The following is an 18,501-nucleotide window of genomic DNA, read 5'->3' as shown; positions in this document are numbered from 1 at the left end:
ATTTATTCTAAAAAGTTATAAATATTTATAAAAATGAAAAAGAATATAGTATTTGGTTTTTTAGGAAATGTACTGGATCAACGTAGTAAAGGTAAACGACGATGGTTACAATGGCGACCGACTATTGATTTATGTCATCGATCTGATCTACCACTAACTCGATTTGAATTACTCTATTATCAAAACGATTATCATCTGCTTTGTGAAGTTATTAAAGATATTAAAATTTTATCGCCACAAATTGAAGTAAGGCCAATCGCAGTAAATATAGATGATCCATGGGATTTTGAACAAGTTTATACTTGCCTTTTTGATATTTCGAAAAACTACTCATTTAATTCAGAACAAGAAGAGTATTATCTGCATATCACAACTGGTACGCATGTTGCACAGATTTGTTGGTTTTTGCTAGCAGAATCGCGCTATTACCCAGCTAAATTATTACAAATGTCTCCACCATCCAAAAAGGAGATAATGGAAAAAAAATATAACTTAGAGGAAGCCGATCTCATTGCGCAAGTACCTTATGGTAAAATGAATATCATCGATTTGAATTTGCATCGTTATGATAAAATCCTAACCCGTTTTCAACAATATGCCATTCAAGCAACGGATCTGTTAAAATCTGGTATCGCTACTCGTAACCAACAATTTAATCAATTAATTGCTGAAATAGAACAGGTTGCCAGCCGATCGCATGCTCCTATTTTATTGTGTGGGCCAACAGGTGCTGGTAAATCATTTTTAGCTAAACAAATTTATTTACTAAAACACACTAATCATCAAATTAACGGTCAATTTGTCGAAATTAACTGCGCCACCTTACGAGGTGATAGTGCAATGTCAACCTTATTTGGCCATGTCAAAGGCGCATTTACCGGTGCAAATTTTGCTCGTAGCGGATTACTTAAAAATGCTGACGGGGGAGTATTATTTTTAGATGAAATTGGTGAACTTGGGCTTGATGAGCAAGCCATGTTATTAAAAGCGATTGAAGAAAAGCAATTTTATCCATTTGGCAGTGATAAACCGATACAGAGTGATTTTCAGTTAATCGCTGGCACGAATAAAGATCTGAAACAGGCAATAAAACAAGGTGAGTTTCGAGAAGATCTGTTCGCCAGAATTAACTTGTGGAGTTATCAACTGCCAAGTTTAGCCGAACGGAAAGAAGATATTGAACCGAATATTGATTATGAATTGGCACGTTATGCTAAAGAATATGGCATCATGCCACGTTTTAATCAACAATCAAGACGTGCTTATTTAGCCTTTGCTACCTCTCCAGAAGCCTTATGGCTGGGCAACTTCCGTGAATTGAATAGCTCAATTATTCGAATGGCAACGTTAGCACCACAAGCCAATATTACGTTGGAACAAGTAGAAAAGGAAATTTTGCGTTTAAAACAAAACTGGGGGAAACTCAAGTCAGATGATCCTTTAATTCCATTAGAAATAGATGAATTTGATCGCTACCAACTGGAAAAGGTAATCGAAATCTGCCAAAAAAGTAGCTGTTTATCTGAAGCAGGCAGACTATTGTTCGCAGTGTCTCGCATAAAAAAACAACGTAGCAATGATGCCGATCGATTAAAAAAATATTTGGCCAAGTTTGGTTTAAATTGGGATATGGTTAATAAACCTTAATCAATGTATCGGTAACATCTATCCTATAAATGCAAAGATTTTTACTGACAACTATATTTATACATTTAAACTAATTAAACGAGATTGTTCATCAAATTTAGCAATTATTCTTTGCTTACCTTTTATTGCAACAAGCTCTGTTTGAGCTGTCAAATTGCTTGGTTTGACTTGATAATCTTTAGCAATTAGATAGTATTTAAGCGCCTGATAATGATCCACATCAAAGTTTGAAATAAATTGAGAAAATATTTCAAAAATTTGGTTTTGATTATTTTTCTGCTCATGGTTATCACTTTCAGATGAAGAACGACCAAACAGATTTTTTATAAATTTTGGCAAAATTTTAGAGGTTTTATTCTGGTTATTATTTTCTGAGTTAATATGATCTTTTTTTATGGTTACCAATGCTATTCCTTGCCCAAAATTAGCAAGATAATATCCATTTGTGTTAAACATTCCTGTAGCAATTACCCCTATTTTGTATAACTCTTCTTGTGTAGTGTCAAATTGAGCAGTAGTGAATAAATTAATATTATTTTTTTCACCATAGCTTTTTAAACTCAACGCTTGTTCAATAACCGATGCGGGCAACTGCGATGCTTCATTATTCCAAGACCAAAGCCATGTTTCAGAAGATAAAGAAAAAGTACCTAATAATTGAATAGAAAAGGTTATATTATCACCAAAATAAATAACACCTTGATTGATATCTATTTGCCAATTGTTATCGCCAATTTTTTCATCAAAATTGAGTTGTTTTTCAAATCCATAACAACCAAAATGTTCTAACAATTCTTTTTCAGATTTGCACGGTGTTACCATAACTTTTTCCCCATCCCCATAATAATTCATTATTTTCCCATTTAAATTTTATGTTTTGATTTAATACTGATATGAACTCCCGTGATGCTAATATATTGTTTATTAAATATCAATATTTTTACCTTTACAGCTAAATATTTTTTGTATAGAATGCGTTCGCTTTCCTGAATCGTGCTGCTGCAGGAAAACAGTAATTATCTTCTCAACAGAGGAGACCGTTTTTTATTGTTTTCTAGGTGGCAATGATGTCTACATTTACCCGTTTACAAAAACGTTTATCCCGACTAGGGATTGAAAGTCATTTTTATAATGATATTTATACTTTTAATCAACAAAATACGACCGCTCAAGTTTTATTACCGCAGGCTTTACCTTTAGAAGAAAAAGCTGTCAAGCAGTTACTGGATTTTGCATCGGTCAAGGTACCTAATAGCTTAGGACACGTGTGTGCCGCTCGAGCTACTCCCGATTTTCACCCAGGTGCAATTGCGCCAGTGGGCAGTATTGTGGCAACAACGGAAGATTTAATTATTCCAGCAGCTATTGGCACTGATATTAACTGTGGTATGCGCCTTTTAACAACGGGCTTAAGTTATGATCAAGTGCATGACCAAAAATCAACAATTATTGCGCAACTAAAACGTGTATTATTGCAAGATGAGCGAGATGTTCCTGTTACGCCACAATCCTTTCAAGCGTTGTTTGATCAAGGAATCGCAGAATGGATTGCAGCACTACCACAACAAGGGGTGTGGCAAGAGGTTAACGTTAATCGATTACTTGCCGAAATTAATCAAATATCAGGACAGACGTTAATCACCGCCGATAGCAAATACGCGCCAGAGGCCTTTTTTGAGTCACGCAGTATTATCCGCCCAGCAAGCTTAGGTACCGTTGGTTCAGGTAACCATTTTGTTGAGTTACAAATTGTTGATGAAATCCTTGATCGACATTTAGCTTATCAAATGGGGCTAAAGAAAGATGCTGTTGTGATAATGATTCATACTGGTTCACGAGATGTGGGATTTTATATTGGCAAGCGTTGGCAAGATAAAGCCAAAGAATTATGGCCAGTAAACGAAAAATATCCAACATCAGGATTATTTGGTTTGGCCGATGATAATGCTCAAAATTACTTGCAAGCTATGGGCGTTGCAGCTCGTTATGCTTGGATCAACCGAATTGTTATCACGGAATTGATACGTAAAGAATTCATGGCGATTTTTAAACACAATAATAGTCAGTTAATCGTGGATATTTCGCATAATATTATTTTACCTGAGCATGGCATGAATATTCACCGCAAAGGAGCAACGCCAGCTAACCAAGGGGAAATAGTATTAATTCCTGGCTCAATGGGCGATTACTCTTATGTGGCGGTTGGTAAAGGGAATTCAGATTGGTTATGGTCTTGCTCGCATGGTGCGGGTAGAGCTGAAAGACGGCAATCAATGCGTAGCAAAAAAGTGGTGTCTGATAAAGTTAATTTGCCATGGCAATGTGTTACCTTAAAAGAGGAACGTCTACGTGAAGAAGCCCCTGCGGCTTATAAACCGATCACACCTGTAATCGAATCGCAAGAAAATGCTGATTTAATCCAGTCTGTGGTAAAACTTAAACCTTGGATCACGTTTAAAGCGTGATTAAGCAAACAGCCCAAGCTTCGTTAGTTTGGGCTGTTTTTATAATCAATTGCTATTTTTTAATTTTTACTATTGTATTCTGTTTATGTTGCCGTATCACTAGGTATTGAGTGTGGAATAAATTGCGTAGTAAAAAGTTTTAAAGATTGAGCTTGTTTTACTCATCCAGCTCTCAGCATTATTACTTAATAAGTTTGAGGCAATATTTTTTAATCGATTTGGCATTCACATATAACAATCGGCAATTTCTATGTAATTAAGAAAAATACAATAAGTAGGTTTATTATAGAATTTAGTGACAGAATTAACTGTCACTTTTATTATCCATTATGATTTTTTTCCTCTATACAGAAACAAGCAATTTTATGTTCGTTATAATTAATAAGTTGCGGTTGTTCAATTGTGCAACGTGGAAATGCTAAACGGCACCGAGCGTTAAAAGCACAACCCAAGGGAGGATTAAGAGGGCTTGGTAATTCCCCTTCTAATTTGATTCTATCCCGTCTAAGATCTGGATTTAATCTTGGTGTTGCTGATAATAGCGCTTGAGTGTATGGATGTTCAGGGTTACGATAGATTTCATCTTTCCGCCCTTGTTCAACGCAACGCCCTAAATACATCACCATTACGTCATCAGCAATATGTTCAACAACCGAAAGGTCATGAGAAATAAAAACATAAGATAAACCTAGATCTTGCTGTAGATCCATCATCAGATTTAGCACTTGTGCACGCACAGAAACATCTAGTGCTGAAACGGGCTCATCAGCAACCACTATTTCAGGATCAAGCATTAAACCTCTTGCGATAGCAATGCGTTGACGTTGTCCCCCTGAAAACATATGCGGATAACGATTATAAAACTCTTCTTTTAATCCAACTTTTTTCATCATTGATAGTACTTTTGCTTTACGATCATTGGCTGCTAAATCGGTATTGATAATTAGCGGTTCTTCTAATATGGAACCGATTTTTTTGCGTGGGTTGAGTGATGAGTATGGATTTTGGAAAACAATTTGGATCTTTTGGCGACGCAATTTTTGAGCTTGCAGGTCATCATCCAACAGATTCTGATCTTTAAAATAAAGTTCTCCTGATGTGGGCTTTTCGATCATGGTCAATAATCTTGCTAATGAGGATTTACCACAACCCGATTCACCAACAATCGCCAGTGTTTTGGCTTTACCTAATGTAAAAGATACCCCATCAACAGCTTTAACTTGTTTAGCTTCAGAAAAGAGCCCCGTTTTAACATGATAATATTTTGTCAGGTTTCGGGCATCAAGCAGTAATTCTTTATTTTCCATATTATTGTTCATATTGTGGTATCCCTTCGCTTGATAATGGATAATGGCATTTTACTTTTCTAGTTGCAGAATAACTCATTAATGCGGGTTCTTCGGTATAACAGCGTTCGGTAGCATAAGGACAACGCGGATTGAGTAAACAGCCCGTTGGCCGATCATATTTTCCTGGAACGACACCCGCTAATGATGCTAATCGCTCTTTGTCTTGCGTAAATTCAGGCAGCGAGCGTAATAATGCTTGTGTATAAGGGTGTAATGGTTTTTTAAAGATAATTTCAGCATCACCTATTTCAACGACTTGTCCAGCATACATCACAATAATTTTTTGCGCAGCCTCAGAAACTAGCGCTAAGTCGTGTGTAATAAGAACTAATGCCATGTTATTTTTGCGTTGCAACTCAAGCAATAACTCGATAATTTGCCCTTGAATTGTAACATCAAGCGCGGTTGTTGGTTCATCAGCAATTAAGAGTTTTGGATTACATGCAATGGCTATTGCGATCATGACGCGTTGGCTCATTCCACCAGATAACTGATGCGGATAAACATTTAATCGATTTTCCGCATCAGCAATACCCACTAATTTAAGCAGTTCAATCGCTCTTGCTTTGAGTGCCTTTTTACTGCCACCTTGGTGAATTTTCAAGGTTTCAATGATTTGGTAACCTATCGTAAAACATGGGTTTAAGCTCGTCATCGGATCTTGAAAGATCATTGCCACATCTGCACCCACAATTTTACGACGCATTTTGGTTGAGATTTGTTGAAGGTCTTTGCCATCAAAATGTAATGCATTGGCATTGACTTTACCTGGAAAATCAATTAATCCCATTATGGCGAGTGAACTCACTGACTTGCCTGAGCCTGATTCACCCACAATGCCAACAACTTGCCCTTGTTCAACGTCATAACTAATGTGGTCTACCGCTTTAAATCCACCAAATTGAACAGATAATTCTTTTACTTCTAATAGTGCCATGACTGTATCTCCATTACTGCTTCAATTTAGGATCCAGTGCGTCTCGCAAACCATCTCCCATTAAGTTGAAAGCTAACACTGTCATTAAAATTACTAAGCCCGGAAAGGTGACTACCCACCATGCAGATTGTGCAAATTGCAATACGTCAGCAAGCATTGTTCCCCATTCAGGGGTCGGTGGCTGTGCGCCCATACCTAAAAAACCTAATGCTGCCATGTCTAAAATCGCATTTGAAAATCCTAATGAAGCTTGCACAATTAATGGCGCTAAACAGTTTGGCAGAATATTTATAAACATTTGCCGTAAAGCACCAGCCCCAGCAACTCGGGAAGCAATCACATAGTCTTTATTAATTTCAGCAAGCACCGCTCCGCGGGTTAAACGGATATAATGAGGTAACGCAACGAAAGCTAATGCGATTGAGGCATTAACAATCGATGGGCCAAATATCGCAACTAAAACAAGTGCAAGTAATAAGCTGGGTAAAGCAAGCATGATATCGACAGCACGCATAATGATGTTGTCTAAAAAACCACCTACATAACCGGCAATCAATCCTACTGTAATCCCTAAAATCAATGAGATGATGACGACCAAGCAACCAACTAATAAAGATAAACGAGCACCATAAATGAGCCTCGATAAGATATCTCTCCCCACATCATCTGTTCCTAAAATAAATTGCCAGCTACCATCTTTCATCCAAACAGGTGGCGCTAATAAGGCATCTCTAAATTGTTCAGAAGGAGAATGTGGTGCAACTAAATTAGCAAAAATAGCGAGTAAAACAACAATAATAATAAAGGCTAATCCAACGACAGCGCCTTTATTTTTTGAAAAATAAAACCAGAACTCACGCATAGGCGTTAATGGCTTAGGCTCAACCAAACTGATGTCTTTCGTATTGGTCGATTCAGTAATAACCTGTTTATTCATCTGTAAACACACTCTTATTTATGTCTAATACGCGGATTGATAACGCTGTACAACATATCAACTAATAAATTCACCAAAATAATCATGACCGCAACAAGTAAAACACCACTTTGCACTACGGGATAATCTCGACGTTGTAGCGCTTCAATTAACCAACGACCAATTCCTGGCCATGAAAAGACGGTTTCGGTCAATATTGCACCAGCAAGCATTGTACCAACTTGTAAACCGATGACAGTCATCACAGGGATCATCGCATTGCGTAATGCATGAATAAGGATGATTCGCATTCGACTAACGCCTTTAGCTCGTGCAGTTCGAATATAATCTTCACTTAATACTTCTAACATAGAAGAACGAGTCATGCGGACAATGACCGCTAATGGAATGGTACCTAATACAATGGCAGGTAAAATTAAGTGAGTAACTGCGTCTATAAAATCTTCTTTTTCACCCCATAATAAAGTATCAACTAACATAAATCCGGTTAAAGGTTTACTTTCGTCTAAGAAAAGCATATCACTAACACGACCTGATACCGGAGTTAAATTTAAATGCACAGAAACTAACGTAATGAGCATCATTCCCCACCAAAAAATTGGCATGGAATAACCCGTTAAAGACAACCCGATCGCTGTATGATCAAATATTGAACCGCGTTTTACTGCTGCAAGCACGCCAATTGGAATCCCAAAACTAATTGCAAACAACATTGCGCAAAATCCAAGCTCAAAAGTTGCTTTAAATCGGGGGACAAATTCATCCCATACTGGAATTTGGCTTTTAAAAGAGATGCCTAAATCGCCATGAAACATGCCTATAATGTATTGAAAATATTGCTCATACAGTGGTTTGTCTAAACCAAATTGTGTTATTAGTTCAGCATGGCGTTCTGGTGTTAAACCTCGCTCTCCTGCAAGTATCGTAATCGGATCACCAGGAATAAGGTGAACGAAAATAAAAGTCAGCAGTGTAATGCTGATAAAAGTCGGGATAAGTACACCTAACCGTTTTAAAATAAATTGAAACATGTAGTGGCTCTTAAATATTGCTTCTAAACTATCGTTTATAAAATAGATAATTTTATATAAATATATTTATAGTACTCAATCAAACCTAATGTAGCGATTAACCACCTATGTGGTTAATCGCAAGGAATGTTATTTTTCAAGCGTGACTTGGTTAAAATTATGTAATGCTAAAGGAGCCATAATATAACCTTTAACCTCTTTACGTATCGGTAGATAAATCATTGAATGAGCAATCATTAATGCAGGCGCTTGGTTATGCATCTCAACTTGTGCTTGTTTGTAAAGCTCAACCCTTTTTTCATGATTAGGCTCAACGCGAGCTTGCTGTAATAAATCATCAAATGGTTTATAACACCAGTGTGAATAGTTTGAACCTGCTTTAACCGCATCACAACTCATTAAAACAGAATAAAAGTTATCAGGATCACCATTATCTCCCGACCATCCCATTAGTACTGCATCATGTTCACCATCACGAATACGAGATAAATATTCTCCCCATTCATAACTCACAATTTTAGCGGTTACACCAATTTTAGCCCAATCAGCTTGAATCATTTCAGCCATACGGCGTGCATTTGGGTTATATGGACGTTGTACAGGCATTGCCCATAAATTAATAGTAAACCCTTTCTCTAATCCTGCTGATTTTAATAACTCTTTTGCTTGTTTTGGATCATAAGGATAATCTTTTACTTCATCGTTATAACCCCACATTGATGGTGGAATAAAGTTTTTAGCTGGTTCTGCCGCACCTTGAAAAACAGCTTTTATAATCGCATCTTTGTTCACGGCCATATTTAATGCTTGACGAACTTGCAAGTTATCAAGTGGTGGTTTATCCATATTGTAGGCTAAATAACCAATATTAACCCCTGCCATTTCTTTAACAACAATATTATTGTCTGATTTCATTCGTTCAACATCAGCTACATTTGGATATGGCATCGCATGACATTCTCCTTTTTGTAACTTGGCATAACGAATTGCAGGATCTGGGGTGATTGAAAACACTAAACGATCAAGCTGGGCTTTAGGGCCAAAATAATCGGGATTGGCTTTATAAAGAATTCTTGAATCTTTTTGGTATTGAACAAAAGTAAACGGACCAGTACCAACGGGGACTAAATCAACTTTTTCGGGTGTGCCATTTTTAAGCATAGCATCGGCATATTCGGCTGATAAAATAGAAGCAAATGACATTGCTAAATCAGCTAAGAAAGGGGATTCTGGATGGTTTAATTCAAATACAACAGTATGGTCATCAATCTTTTTAATTTCTTTGATTAAATCTGGGAATCCCATGCTTTCAAAGTATTCATATTGTCCACCAGAAACTTTGTGATAAGGATGATTTTTATCTTTCTGTCGCATAAATGTAAAAATAACATCATCAGCATTTAAGTTTCGTGTTGGTTTGAATTCTTTATTACTATGCCACTTAACATCATCGCGTAGATGGAAAGTATAAGTCAAACCATCTTGGCTGATATCCCAAGATTTTGCTAAAGCAGGTTGGATTTCGGTAGTACCTAATTTAAACTCCACCAAACGGTTAAAAACAGGCACTGCACTAGCATCCATTGAAATACCACTTGTCACTAACTGTGGACTAAATGTTTCAGGTGAAGCCTCTGCACAATAAACTAACGTTCCTGCAGCATGAAGTTGTGCGCTAGCAAGCATTGTTATTAGCCCCGCGCCCAACAAAAATTTATGTTTATATTTCCTTAGATTACTCATAAAACCACCCCAATTATTTAACAGTAAACCTATTTTGTCATAATTAAACAAAGTTAAAATCTTCGTATTTCTAATATTTTTTAAATACAGATTTAGTAAAACGCTCTAATTTTGATTGTTACATCAATTAACTTTTACTTTGTTTAAATTCATATTTTCGCTATCTATTGCACTAATATGGTGCAAAATGCACCATAATTAAAATTACGATATTGCCTAAGAATTTACAATAACATTCCATTTTTTATTGTAAATAATTTCTAACACAAGCATAACGGTAGCTAAATACTGTGTAACCGATATAGCATGCAAAAATAGTGCCAATTTCAATTCATATTAAAGGTATGACTAAAAAAGAACATATAAATATATTCTTTGATTTGTTCTCAATTTATGTTTAGTTTTAAATTTATTATAGAGCTTGTGGCTTAATAATTGATTTTTATAGAATGTATTATAATTATTGTAAATAAAATAATCATTAAATTAATAATATAAAATTAATTTATTACTTGATTTAGCTTAATTTCAATTGAACACTGTAGAGGAGTACAACAAGGTGAAAGGCTTATCTGAAAAGGCTTTAGGCATAAAAAACCTGCTAGAAGCAGGTCTTAGAATTTGGTGATTGGTGCCCGGACGCGGAATCGAACCACGGACACGGGGATTTTCAATCCCCTGCTCTACCGACTGAGCTATCCGGGCAACAATGGGTGCATATTAAACATGATTTGTAATTGCCAGTCAATCCCTTTTGTAAAATTTTTTAAAAAATATTTATTGTTTGGTTGAAAATTAGCTAATCATCTTCATATTAATAGCTAATTTCTAATACTATCCCTTTGTGCTTATAGGAATTGTTATATGCGATTTGTTGGTTTTATTCTCTTTTTTATTTATGTTTATTTCGAAATCAGTATTTTTATAGCTGTTGCAAATTCAATTGGTGTTTTACTTGCATTAACCTGTATTATTGCAACGTCAATTCTTGGTTTTTCATTAGTTAAAACACAAGGTTTGAAAAATCTAAGTATTATGCAACAAAAAATCGCCAATAATCAAAGTGCTAAAGCTGAAATTATAAAAAGTGTATCTTTGCTTTTTTCTGGTTTTTTCTTACTTATTCCTGGTTTCTTAACTGATGTTGTTGGCGCAATTTTATTAATTCCCTGTGTTCAAGATTATATTGTAGAATTTATAGTTCGAAAAATACCGATGAGATTTCAATTTTCATCATCGCAAACACATTATCAAGACAGTGATATTATTGAAGGTGAATTCAAACGTAAAGATGATTGATAAATAATCAATTAGACTTTTTTTAGTTTTCTTCCCTTGAAGAATTTAAAATTGTCCCCATATAGTTTGCACTACATTTGAAAATCATAATTGTATGATTTATTGATAATAATTGTTTTAATTAAAATTAGTGTTAGGAGATAACTAATGAAAATTCGTCCATTGCATGATCGCGTGATCATTAAACGCAAAGAAGTAGAATCAAAATCAGCGGGTGGTATCGTGTTAACTGGTTCAGCTGCTGGTAAATCAACACGAGGTGAGGTTTTAGCAGTTGGTAATGGTCGCATTTTAGAAAATGGTCAAGTACAGCCATTAGATGTGAAAGTGGGTGATATCGTAATTTTTAACGAAGGATATGGCGTTAAAACAGAAAAAATCGATAACGAAGAAGTGCTTATCTTATCTGAAAGCGATATTTTAGCCATTGTTCAAGCATAACTGGCAAATAATTAAACTATAGACAGAATTTAGGAGAAATACGAAGATGGCAGCTAAAGATGTAAAATTTGGTAACGATGCTCGCATCAAAATGCTTCAAGGCGTTAATGTATTAGCCGATGCAGTTAAAGTAACTTTAGGTCCAAAAGGACGTAATGTAGTATTAGATAAATCATTTGGTGCACCAACTATTACTAAAGATGGTGTTTCTGTTGCTCGCGAAATAGAATTAGAAGATAAATTCGAAAATATGGGCGCACAAATGGTGAAAGAAGTCGCTTCTAAAGCAAATGATGCAGCAGGTGATGGTACAACTACTGCAACTGTGCTTGCTCAAGCGATTGTTAATGAAGGTTTAAAAGCTGTTGCTGCGGGTATGAATCCAATGGATTTAAAACGTGGTATTGATAAAGCGGTTGTTGCTGCTGTTGAAGAACTTAAAAAATTATCTGCGCCATGTGCCGATTCTAAAGCAATTGCACAAGTAGGTACAATTTCCGCTAACTCGGATGAAACTGTTGGTACATTAATTGCACAAGCAATGGAGAAAGTAGGTAAAGAAGGTGTTATTACTGTTGAAGATGGCACAGGTTTACAAGATGAGCTTGATGTTGTTGAAGGTATGCAATTTGATCGTGGTTACTTATCACCATACTTCATTAACAAAGCTGAAACAGCAACAGTTGAATTAGATAGCCCATATATTTTATTAGCTGATAAAAAAATCTCTAATATTCGTGAATTATTACCAGTGCTTGAAGCGGTCGCTAAAGCAGGTAAATCATTATTAATTATTGCGGAAGATGTTGAAGGCGAAGCATTAGCGACTTTAGTTGTAAATACTATGCGCGGTATTGTTAAAGTTGCAGCTGTTAAAGCACCTGGTTTTGGTGATCGTCGTAAAGCTATGTTACAAGATATTGCAATTTTAACTGCTGGTACTGTAATTTCAGAAGAAATTGGTTTAGAGCTTGAAAAAACAACACTTGAAGATTTAGGTCAAGCTAAACGTGTTGTTATCAATAAAGATAATACAACCATTATTGATGGCGTTGGTGAAGAGTCTTTAATTAATGCGCGTGTTGAACAAATTCGTAAACAAATCGAAGAATCTACTTCTGATTATGATAAAGAAAAACTTCAAGAACGCGTTGCTAAATTAGCTGGCGGTGTTGCAGTAATTAAAGTTGGTGCAGCAACTGAAGTTGAAATGAAAGAGAAGAAAGCGCGTGTAGAAGATGCGTTACATGCTACTCGTGCAGCAGTTGAAGAAGGTGTTGTTGCTGGCGGTGGTGTTGCTCTTGTTCGTGCTGCATCAGCGATTTTAGAACTTAAAGGTGCTAACGAAGATCAAAACGTAGGTATAAAAGTGGCTCTTCGTGCAATGGAAGCGCCATTACGTCAAATCGTGACTAACTGTGGTGAAGAAGCATCAGTTGTGGTTAATGCGGTTAAAGGCGGCAAAGGTAACTATGGTTACAATGCTTCAACTGAAGAGTATGGCGATATGATTGCAATGGGTATTTTAGATCCAACTAAAGTAACTCGTAGTGCATTACAATATGCTGCATCTGTTGCTGGTCTTATGATTACTACTGAATGTATGGTGACAGATTTGCCTAAAGATGATAAAGCTGATTTAGGTGCTGCTGGTGGTATGGGCGGCATGGGTGGTATGGGCGGAATGATGTAACCTCATCTGTTGCTACTCCTTAAATTTATCAATATAAACCACTCGTTCATGCGAGTGGTTTTTTCTTATTAATTTCTTGCCTTATTTTTACCAAATAAAACAAATTAAAAATACGCCGTTAAATTGATTAAAGTTAAATATGAAGCTTAGATAATACTTTTATATGCCAGTAAATGGTTTAAATTATATATGTTGCTCATTTTCCTTTTTTATTATCAATAGCAGTTTTACTTGTCAAAATAAACTGTTAAATAGATAATAACATGATGAAAAGATGGAGTTTGTCTTTTCTATAAGTGTAAATTAATTATTCCAAACTTTCTCCTTTTCATTTGAAATAGGATTTAAAATAGTTAAATAATAAGGAAAAAAACAATGAGTGTATCTTCTAAGAGAAAAGTAACTGGTACCGAACAAAATGATTCTTCAGTTAGGCAACGACAAAAAAGCGCTAAAGTAGAAAATCCGCTTTCAAATATTCAACAAAATACTTTTTTTAAAGTTATTTTTTCAGATAACCTTTCACTTGAACAGAAAGTAGAAGAAGTCACTCATATTTTAGAATTTACTGATAATAAAGAAGCTGATAGAGCCAAAATTCAAGAATTTGATACATTTAAAGAATATCTACAATCCATTTCAGAAGAGATGTCTAAACAGCGCATCGAAATGACTGATACCGAAGTGTTTGCTGAGTTACAGCGGGTATATTCTGACTTTAATAATGACCTTAATGATTTTATTGAAAAAATTAAACCACTTACTGAACTTACAGACGCACTGTATAACTTACGCCAAAATGGTTTGACTCGAAATGCTTTAGCGCAAATAAAAGCGGATCAACAATGGGATGAAGAAAAGATAGCGCAACAAGCAAGTGTGCAAAGCGAAATTACTAGTATTGAAGAGAAAATAACTAATTTGCAAAAAGAAATCGTTTTGTTACAAAATGATAGGAAATTTTTTGGTTTAGGAAAAATTAAAGTTGCATCACAAGCTAAAATCACTGTTAATGAGGAAACTATTGTACAGTTACAACAGCAAATACAAAATAAACAAAAAGAATTAAGTGATATTCAGATAGAAATTGCACAACGCCACGAACAACGCAAGGATTCAATCGATGTTGAAAAACTAAAGGAGTTACTGAACCTAACTTCAGAACAGCATACATTACGCCAAGCTGATATGGTTGAATCGGCATTAAAATTTGTTAATCAAGGCAAAGAACGTTTTGGTGCAATTCGTAATCACCTTGAAAAAATGGTTAAACAAATAGAAGGGCTTAGCGATAATAATGGCAATATGATACAAATTTATGCCATTATGAACGAAGCGACTAAAAAAGTTGAGAAAGTTCACCGTGAACGTAGAGAAGAGCTTGAGCATAAAGATGTTGGCGACAACCTATTAGAATCAATGAAGCTTGATGAAGCTAGACGCAATTTAGATGAACATATCGATACTGTATCAACAGCAACGGTTGATACCATGCAAACCTATGGTGAATTAACAACTGAAGCCATTAAAATTCGCAATATGCAAGCTGCAACCAAAAAACAAGTTGAAAGTGCCAGAGCAATGCATTCACGAGGAATTGCATCGGTTGCTTCACAACTTAGTGTTGTGGTTACTGCTGTTAACTCAGCAGCAATTAATGAGGCGCAATCTATGGCAGGTAATACTTTAGCTGAAATGACACGAGTAACAAATGACATAGCTAAAAATGAAGCCATCCGAATTGCAACTGGTCGTGATGAAATTAATAATGATTTAGAAGCGATGTTACAGAACTTAGCAGAATTTGGTGACACCCAAAAAGAAGCTACTGAAATTACACGTTCAGCATTAGAAACAATGCGAGCAAATTTAGAAGAAATTGAAAGAATGTCTAAAGATGTTCAAAGTGATACGCGAGAATTTATTGCTGTGACAGGTGATGTTTTATCAGAAAAATCTGAGAATAAAAAAGAGAGCTCGCAAACTGCCTCTCCCTTTAAACTATAATAAAGGAATGCACAATGTATTTAGTTAGAGGGCGTGAATATTTAGCGCAATACCCTAATTTTACTTTAGTGGGTCGGGAACATGATTTAGAAAGAATATCATCTATTCTTATACGAAAATCATCAAATTCACTTTTGCTAACAGGTCCTGCTGGTGTCGGTGTTTCAATGCTTACCCTTGGTTTGCAAGCAGCTAAAAACAGTCCAGATACACCGTTTGATTTGATTGTAAAAAAACTGTTTTGGTTAAATTGTGATGCGCTTTTTTCTAGTGGTGATAGCGCTAAGATAAACAATGAGTTTCAAAGTATTTTAAAAAAGCTAATGCAAACTCCAGAATCCGTATTGATTATTACTGATACGGCTAATTTTTTAGAAGCAGCACATAATACTGGCAATGCTCATTTTATCAATGCATTAAATAACGCAGACAAAGCAAATAATTTCCAAGTTATTTTAGAAGTCCGCGATGATAAATTGAGTAATGTATTAAAAGCCAGCACAAACATGCCAGAGCTTTACACTCTTTATGATGTTAAAGAGCCGATTGGGGATGATTTAAGATCGATCGTTTCTAGTGTTGCTAAAGAGCTATCTGCATACCATAAAATTGAAGTTGATGAAGATGCTGTTGAAGAAGCGATACATTTAACCAGTAAGTATCGAGATAGTTTAGGTTTAGGTGGAGCACAACCGCAACGAGCGATTGCTTTACTTGATCGTGCGCTTGCAAGTTATCGTCAACTTACGCATAAACAGCATCCTAAAATAATTGAGCTAATGAATAAGATAGCCAAAAGTACCAATGAAACAGAAAAGCAAGATTTGCAACAACAACTTGAACAATGGCAACAAGATTGGCAAGAATTAAAGTCAGAAATCAATAAAACTTACCAATATCAACGTGAGGCCGAAACATTACGCTTTAAATTGCAAGATGAGATCAGCCAATTGCAAGAAGAAGAGGATAATAATAAAAATTTGGAATCAACAACAATAAAAACCTTTGCACAGCTAACAGCTGGTGGATTTGACTCACCGGCTGTTACCAAATTAAAGGAAAAGATTCGACAGATTGATGCAGAAATAGTACAAAATAACGAACAACACCAAAAATTGGTTATGCTAGCTAACAAAGATTTACGGCTTAACCGTCAAGAAGTTATCACTGAATTTAGCAAAGTTTCGGGAATACCTACAAACAAACTAGATGAAAATGAAGTTGAAAACTTGATTAATTTAGAGGCAAATTTGTTATCGAGAATTTTTGGTCAAGATAATATTGTTAAACATGTCGCTAATTCGGTGAAAGTCGCTAAAGTCGATGCGCTAGAAGAATCAGGCCCAGCAATGTCTTACCTATTTTTAGGCCCATCTGGTGTAGGTAAAACTGAGATGGCTAAAGCCTTAGCGCAATATGTCTATGGTGATGAAAAATCATTGGTACGTTTTGATATGTCTGAATACATGGAAAAACATGCTGTTGCTAAATTGATTGGTGCGCCACCAGGATATGAAGGATTTGAAGCTGGAGGCATTTTGACAAACTCTGTTAGAGCAAAACCAGTTGGAATCTATCTATTTGATGAGATTGAAAAAGCACATCCTGATGTATTTAATATCTTTTTACAGATTTTATCGGATGGACGATTAACTGATAATGTCGGTCGAACAGTCGATTTTTCTGATATTATGATTATTATGACTTCAAATATCGGGCAACCTTATTATTTAGATCCAAACCTTTCTGATGAAGCTGCATGTGAATTGGCAACAAATGACCTGAATAACACTTATCGTTCAGAACTACTTAATCGTTTTAACGGACGAGAAAATATTCTCCATTTCAAACGTTTGCCAATGGTCGTTATCGAGCGGATTATTCGCCGTGAAATTGACAAGTTGAATCAAGCATATCAACCTCGAGGTTTTTCTGTAGAAATATCTGATTCTTGCATAAGCTCATTTTGTCATGATCACTACGATTTAATTCGTGGTGCGAGAGGATTACCTGGTTATATTAAAGCAAATATTAGACCAGTTATCGTCAATCATATTTTGCAAAATCCTCATGACAAAGGTGCCTTTAAAGCGGTCTATAATCAACAGGATCGTAGCTTTGATATGACATTTTGTAAAATTTAAAAAGATTTAAATAGAAGTATTTTCCATAAACTGTTACCTCTAATAGGTAACAGTTTAGTTTAAAGTTAACTAAATTGGTTTCAATCTTATCTATTAGATACTTTAACGTGATAAATGCTATTATGATAGTCCTGTTTGAAAAGCTAAGCGATGTTACTAGATGAAGAAAAGTGAAAGTCTAATTAGATAAATGTTGATAAAGCGTAATTGTGCCAATCATAATAAGCGCTAAACCACCTAAAAATTCTGCTCGTTTACCAATTAAACATCCTAATTTATTACCTAATAATAATCCAATCGTTACCATTAAACAGGTTGCTATGCCAATCATTGTTGCAGCCCAATAAATATTCACGCTTGCTAACGCTAATCCAATACCAACAGCAAATGCATCTATGCTGGTTGAAATAGCTGTAAAAATTAGTATTAGAAAGGATTTTTTTGATGATGTTTCTTTATCCTCTAGGCAATCTTCATCAGTTTTTTTAAAGCTATTGTAAATCATGTTAATACCTAAAAATAACATGACAGTAAAAACAACCCAGTGATCCCATTGTTCGATATATTTCAGTGCAATATAGCCAACTAACCAGCCGAGGAGTGGTGTAATAGCTTCAACAACACCAAATAAAATACCGACTTTGAGTGCACCTAAAAATGGGGTTGATTTAAGCGAAACCCCGCGGCATACAGCGACAGCAAAGGCATCGGTCGACATAGCCAGTGCTAATAATAAAATAGCCCAAAAACTCATGATATCTTCTTTATACTTAAAATTATAATGATGATGTTAGTACGGTTTAAATAA

14 protein-coding genes and 1 tRNA gene are annotated in these 18,501 nt (G+C 35.5%); 7 read left to right on the top strand and 8 right to left on the bottom strand.

From position 1 onward, the window contains the following. The first annotated feature begins 33 nt into the window (after positions 1-33). On the top strand, positions 34-1,647 hold the full coding sequence (gene rtcR / locus A9G40_RS01185; RefSeq protein ID WP_065581543.1) for an RNA repair transcriptional activator RtcR: 1,614 nt from the start codon (positions 34-36) through the stop codon (positions 1,645-1,647). Positions 1,648-1,704: 57 nt separating this feature from the next. Here the strand turns inward: rtcR and A9G40_RS01180 are convergent, their stop codons facing one another. Beyond that, positions 1,705-2,469 (bottom strand): DUF6882 domain-containing protein, encoded by a 765-nt coding sequence (locus A9G40_RS01180; protein ID WP_141675151.1) that lies wholly within the window; start codon positions 2,467-2,469, stop codon positions 1,705-1,707. Between the two features lie 245 nt (positions 2,470-2,714). Here A9G40_RS01180 and A9G40_RS01175 point away from each other — a divergent pair, with 245 nt between their 5' ends. Next, positions 2,715-4,112: an RtcB family protein gene (locus A9G40_RS01175; protein ID WP_065581541.1), complete on the top strand. Its 1,398-nt coding sequence runs from the start codon at positions 2,715-2,717 to the stop codon at positions 4,110-4,112. 320 nt (positions 4,113-4,432) lie between these two features. Here the strand turns inward: A9G40_RS01175 and A9G40_RS01170 are convergent, their stop codons facing one another. From A9G40_RS01170 to A9G40_RS01145, 6 genes are all read right to left on the bottom strand, one after another. Then, positions 4,433-5,431, bottom strand: coding sequence for a peptide ABC transporter ATP-binding protein (locus tag A9G40_RS01170; protein WP_065581540.1), 999 nt, complete (start codon positions 5,429-5,431; stop codon positions 4,433-4,435). Then, positions 5,421-6,398, bottom strand: coding sequence for a dipeptide ABC transporter ATP-binding protein (gene dppD / locus A9G40_RS01165; protein WP_065581539.1), 978 nt, complete (start codon positions 6,396-6,398; stop codon positions 5,421-5,423). The genes A9G40_RS01170 and dppD overlap by 11 nt, the downstream gene beginning before the upstream one ends. Before the next feature lie 13 nt (positions 6,399-6,411). Then, positions 6,412-7,335 (bottom strand): dipeptide ABC transporter permease DppC, encoded by a 924-nt coding sequence (gene dppC, locus A9G40_RS01160; protein WP_081302104.1) that lies wholly within the window; start codon positions 7,333-7,335, stop codon positions 6,412-6,414. 14 nt (positions 7,336-7,349) lie between these two features. Then, positions 7,350-8,366, bottom strand: a complete 1,017-nt coding sequence (dppB, locus tag A9G40_RS01155) for a dipeptide ABC transporter permease DppB (protein ID WP_065581538.1) — start codon at positions 8,364-8,366, stop codon at positions 7,350-7,352. 129 nt (positions 8,367-8,495) lie between these two features. Continuing rightward, positions 8,496-10,109 (bottom strand): ABC transporter substrate-binding protein, encoded by a 1,614-nt coding sequence (locus tag A9G40_RS01150; protein ID WP_065581578.1) that lies wholly within the window; start codon positions 10,107-10,109, stop codon positions 8,496-8,498. Between the two features lie 629 nt (positions 10,110-10,738). Next, a tRNA-Phe gene (locus tag A9G40_RS01145) sits at positions 10,739-10,814 on the bottom strand. Between the two features lie 159 nt (positions 10,815-10,973). Here A9G40_RS01145 and A9G40_RS01140 point away from each other — a divergent pair. The 5 genes from A9G40_RS01140 (at position 10,974) to A9G40_RS01120 (ending at position 17,693) form a co-directional block, all read left to right on the top strand. Next, positions 10,974-11,408 carry an FxsA family protein gene (locus A9G40_RS01140; RefSeq protein WP_065581537.1) on the top strand — a complete coding sequence of 145 codons (435 nt, stop codon included), beginning with the start codon at positions 10,974-10,976 and terminating at the stop codon, positions 11,406-11,408. Positions 11,409-11,555: 147 nt separating this feature from the next. Further along, positions 11,556-11,849, top strand: a complete 294-nt coding sequence (locus tag A9G40_RS01135; RefSeq protein WP_034915350.1) for a co-chaperone GroES — start codon at positions 11,556-11,558, stop codon at positions 11,847-11,849. Positions 11,850-11,895: 46 nt separating this feature from the next. Further along, on the top strand, positions 11,896-13,542 hold the full coding sequence (gene groL / locus A9G40_RS01130; RefSeq protein WP_065581536.1) for a chaperonin GroEL: 1,647 nt from the start codon (positions 11,896-11,898) through the stop codon (positions 13,540-13,542). Between the two features lie 375 nt (positions 13,543-13,917). Continuing rightward, complete coding sequence (locus A9G40_RS01125) at positions 13,918-15,549, top strand: hypothetical protein (RefSeq protein WP_065581535.1); 1,632 nt, start codon at positions 13,918-13,920, stop codon at positions 15,547-15,549. A gap of 14 nt (positions 15,550-15,563) precedes the next feature. Next, positions 15,564-17,693: an AAA family ATPase gene (locus A9G40_RS01120; RefSeq protein ID WP_065581534.1), complete on the top strand. Its 2,130-nt coding sequence runs from the start codon at positions 15,564-15,566 to the stop codon at positions 17,691-17,693. 178 nt (positions 17,694-17,871) lie between these two features. Here A9G40_RS01120 and A9G40_RS01115 read toward each other — a convergent pair whose 3' ends face one another. Next, the gene (locus tag A9G40_RS01115) at positions 17,872-18,447 is read right to left on the bottom strand and encodes a manganese efflux pump MntP (protein WP_065581533.1); all 576 of its coding nucleotides are present in this window, start codon (positions 18,445-18,447) and stop codon (positions 17,872-17,874) included. Between the last annotated feature and the right edge of the window lie 54 nt (positions 18,448-18,501).

Origin of the sequence: Gilliamella sp. Nev3-1 (assembly GCF_001690435.1) — a bacterium.
Taxonomy (GTDB): domain Bacteria; phylum Pseudomonadota; class Gammaproteobacteria; order Enterobacterales; family Orbaceae; genus Gilliamella; species Gilliamella apicola_C.
This window is presented reverse-complemented; position numbering and strand designations above follow the sequence as displayed.

Bases quoted from the DNA above. Each gene is read 5' to 3' on its own strand.
- rtcR (WP_065581543.1), top strand. From the start codon at position 34: ATGAAAAAGAATATAGTATTTGGTTTTTTAGGAAATGTACTGGATCAA.
- A9G40_RS01180 (WP_141675151.1), bottom strand. From the start codon at position 2,469: ATGGTAACACCGTGCAAATCTGAAAAAGAATTGTTAGAACATTTTGGT.
- A9G40_RS01175 (WP_065581541.1), top strand. From the start codon at position 2,715: ATGTCTACATTTACCCGTTTACAAAAACGTTTATCCCGACTAGGGATT.
- A9G40_RS01170 (WP_065581540.1), bottom strand. From the start codon at position 5,431: ATGAACAATAATATGGAAAATAAAGAATTACTGCTTGATGCCCGAAAC.
- dppD (WP_065581539.1), bottom strand. From the start codon at position 6,398: ATGGCACTATTAGAAGTAAAAGAATTATCTGTTCAATTTGGTGGATTT.
- dppC (WP_081302104.1), bottom strand. From the start codon at position 7,335: ATGAATAAACAGGTTATTACTGAATCGACCAATACGAAAGACATCAGT.
- dppB (WP_065581538.1), bottom strand. From the start codon at position 8,366: ATGTTTCAATTTATTTTAAAACGGTTAGGTGTACTTATCCCGACTTTT.
- A9G40_RS01150 (WP_065581578.1), bottom strand. From the start codon at position 10,109: ATGAGTAATCTAAGGAAATATAAACATAAATTTTTGTTGGGCGCGGGG.
- A9G40_RS01140 (WP_065581537.1), top strand. From the start codon at position 10,974: ATGCGATTTGTTGGTTTTATTCTCTTTTTTATTTATGTTTATTTCGAA.
- A9G40_RS01135 (WP_034915350.1), top strand. From the start codon at position 11,556: ATGAAAATTCGTCCATTGCATGATCGCGTGATCATTAAACGCAAAGAA.
- groL (WP_065581536.1), top strand. From the start codon at position 11,896: ATGGCAGCTAAAGATGTAAAATTTGGTAACGATGCTCGCATCAAAATG.
- A9G40_RS01125 (WP_065581535.1), top strand. From the start codon at position 13,918: ATGAGTGTATCTTCTAAGAGAAAAGTAACTGGTACCGAACAAAATGAT.
- A9G40_RS01120 (WP_065581534.1), top strand. From the start codon at position 15,564: ATGTATTTAGTTAGAGGGCGTGAATATTTAGCGCAATACCCTAATTTT.
- A9G40_RS01115 (WP_065581533.1), bottom strand. From the start codon at position 18,447: ATGAGTTTTTGGGCTATTTTATTATTAGCACTGGCTATGTCGACCGAT.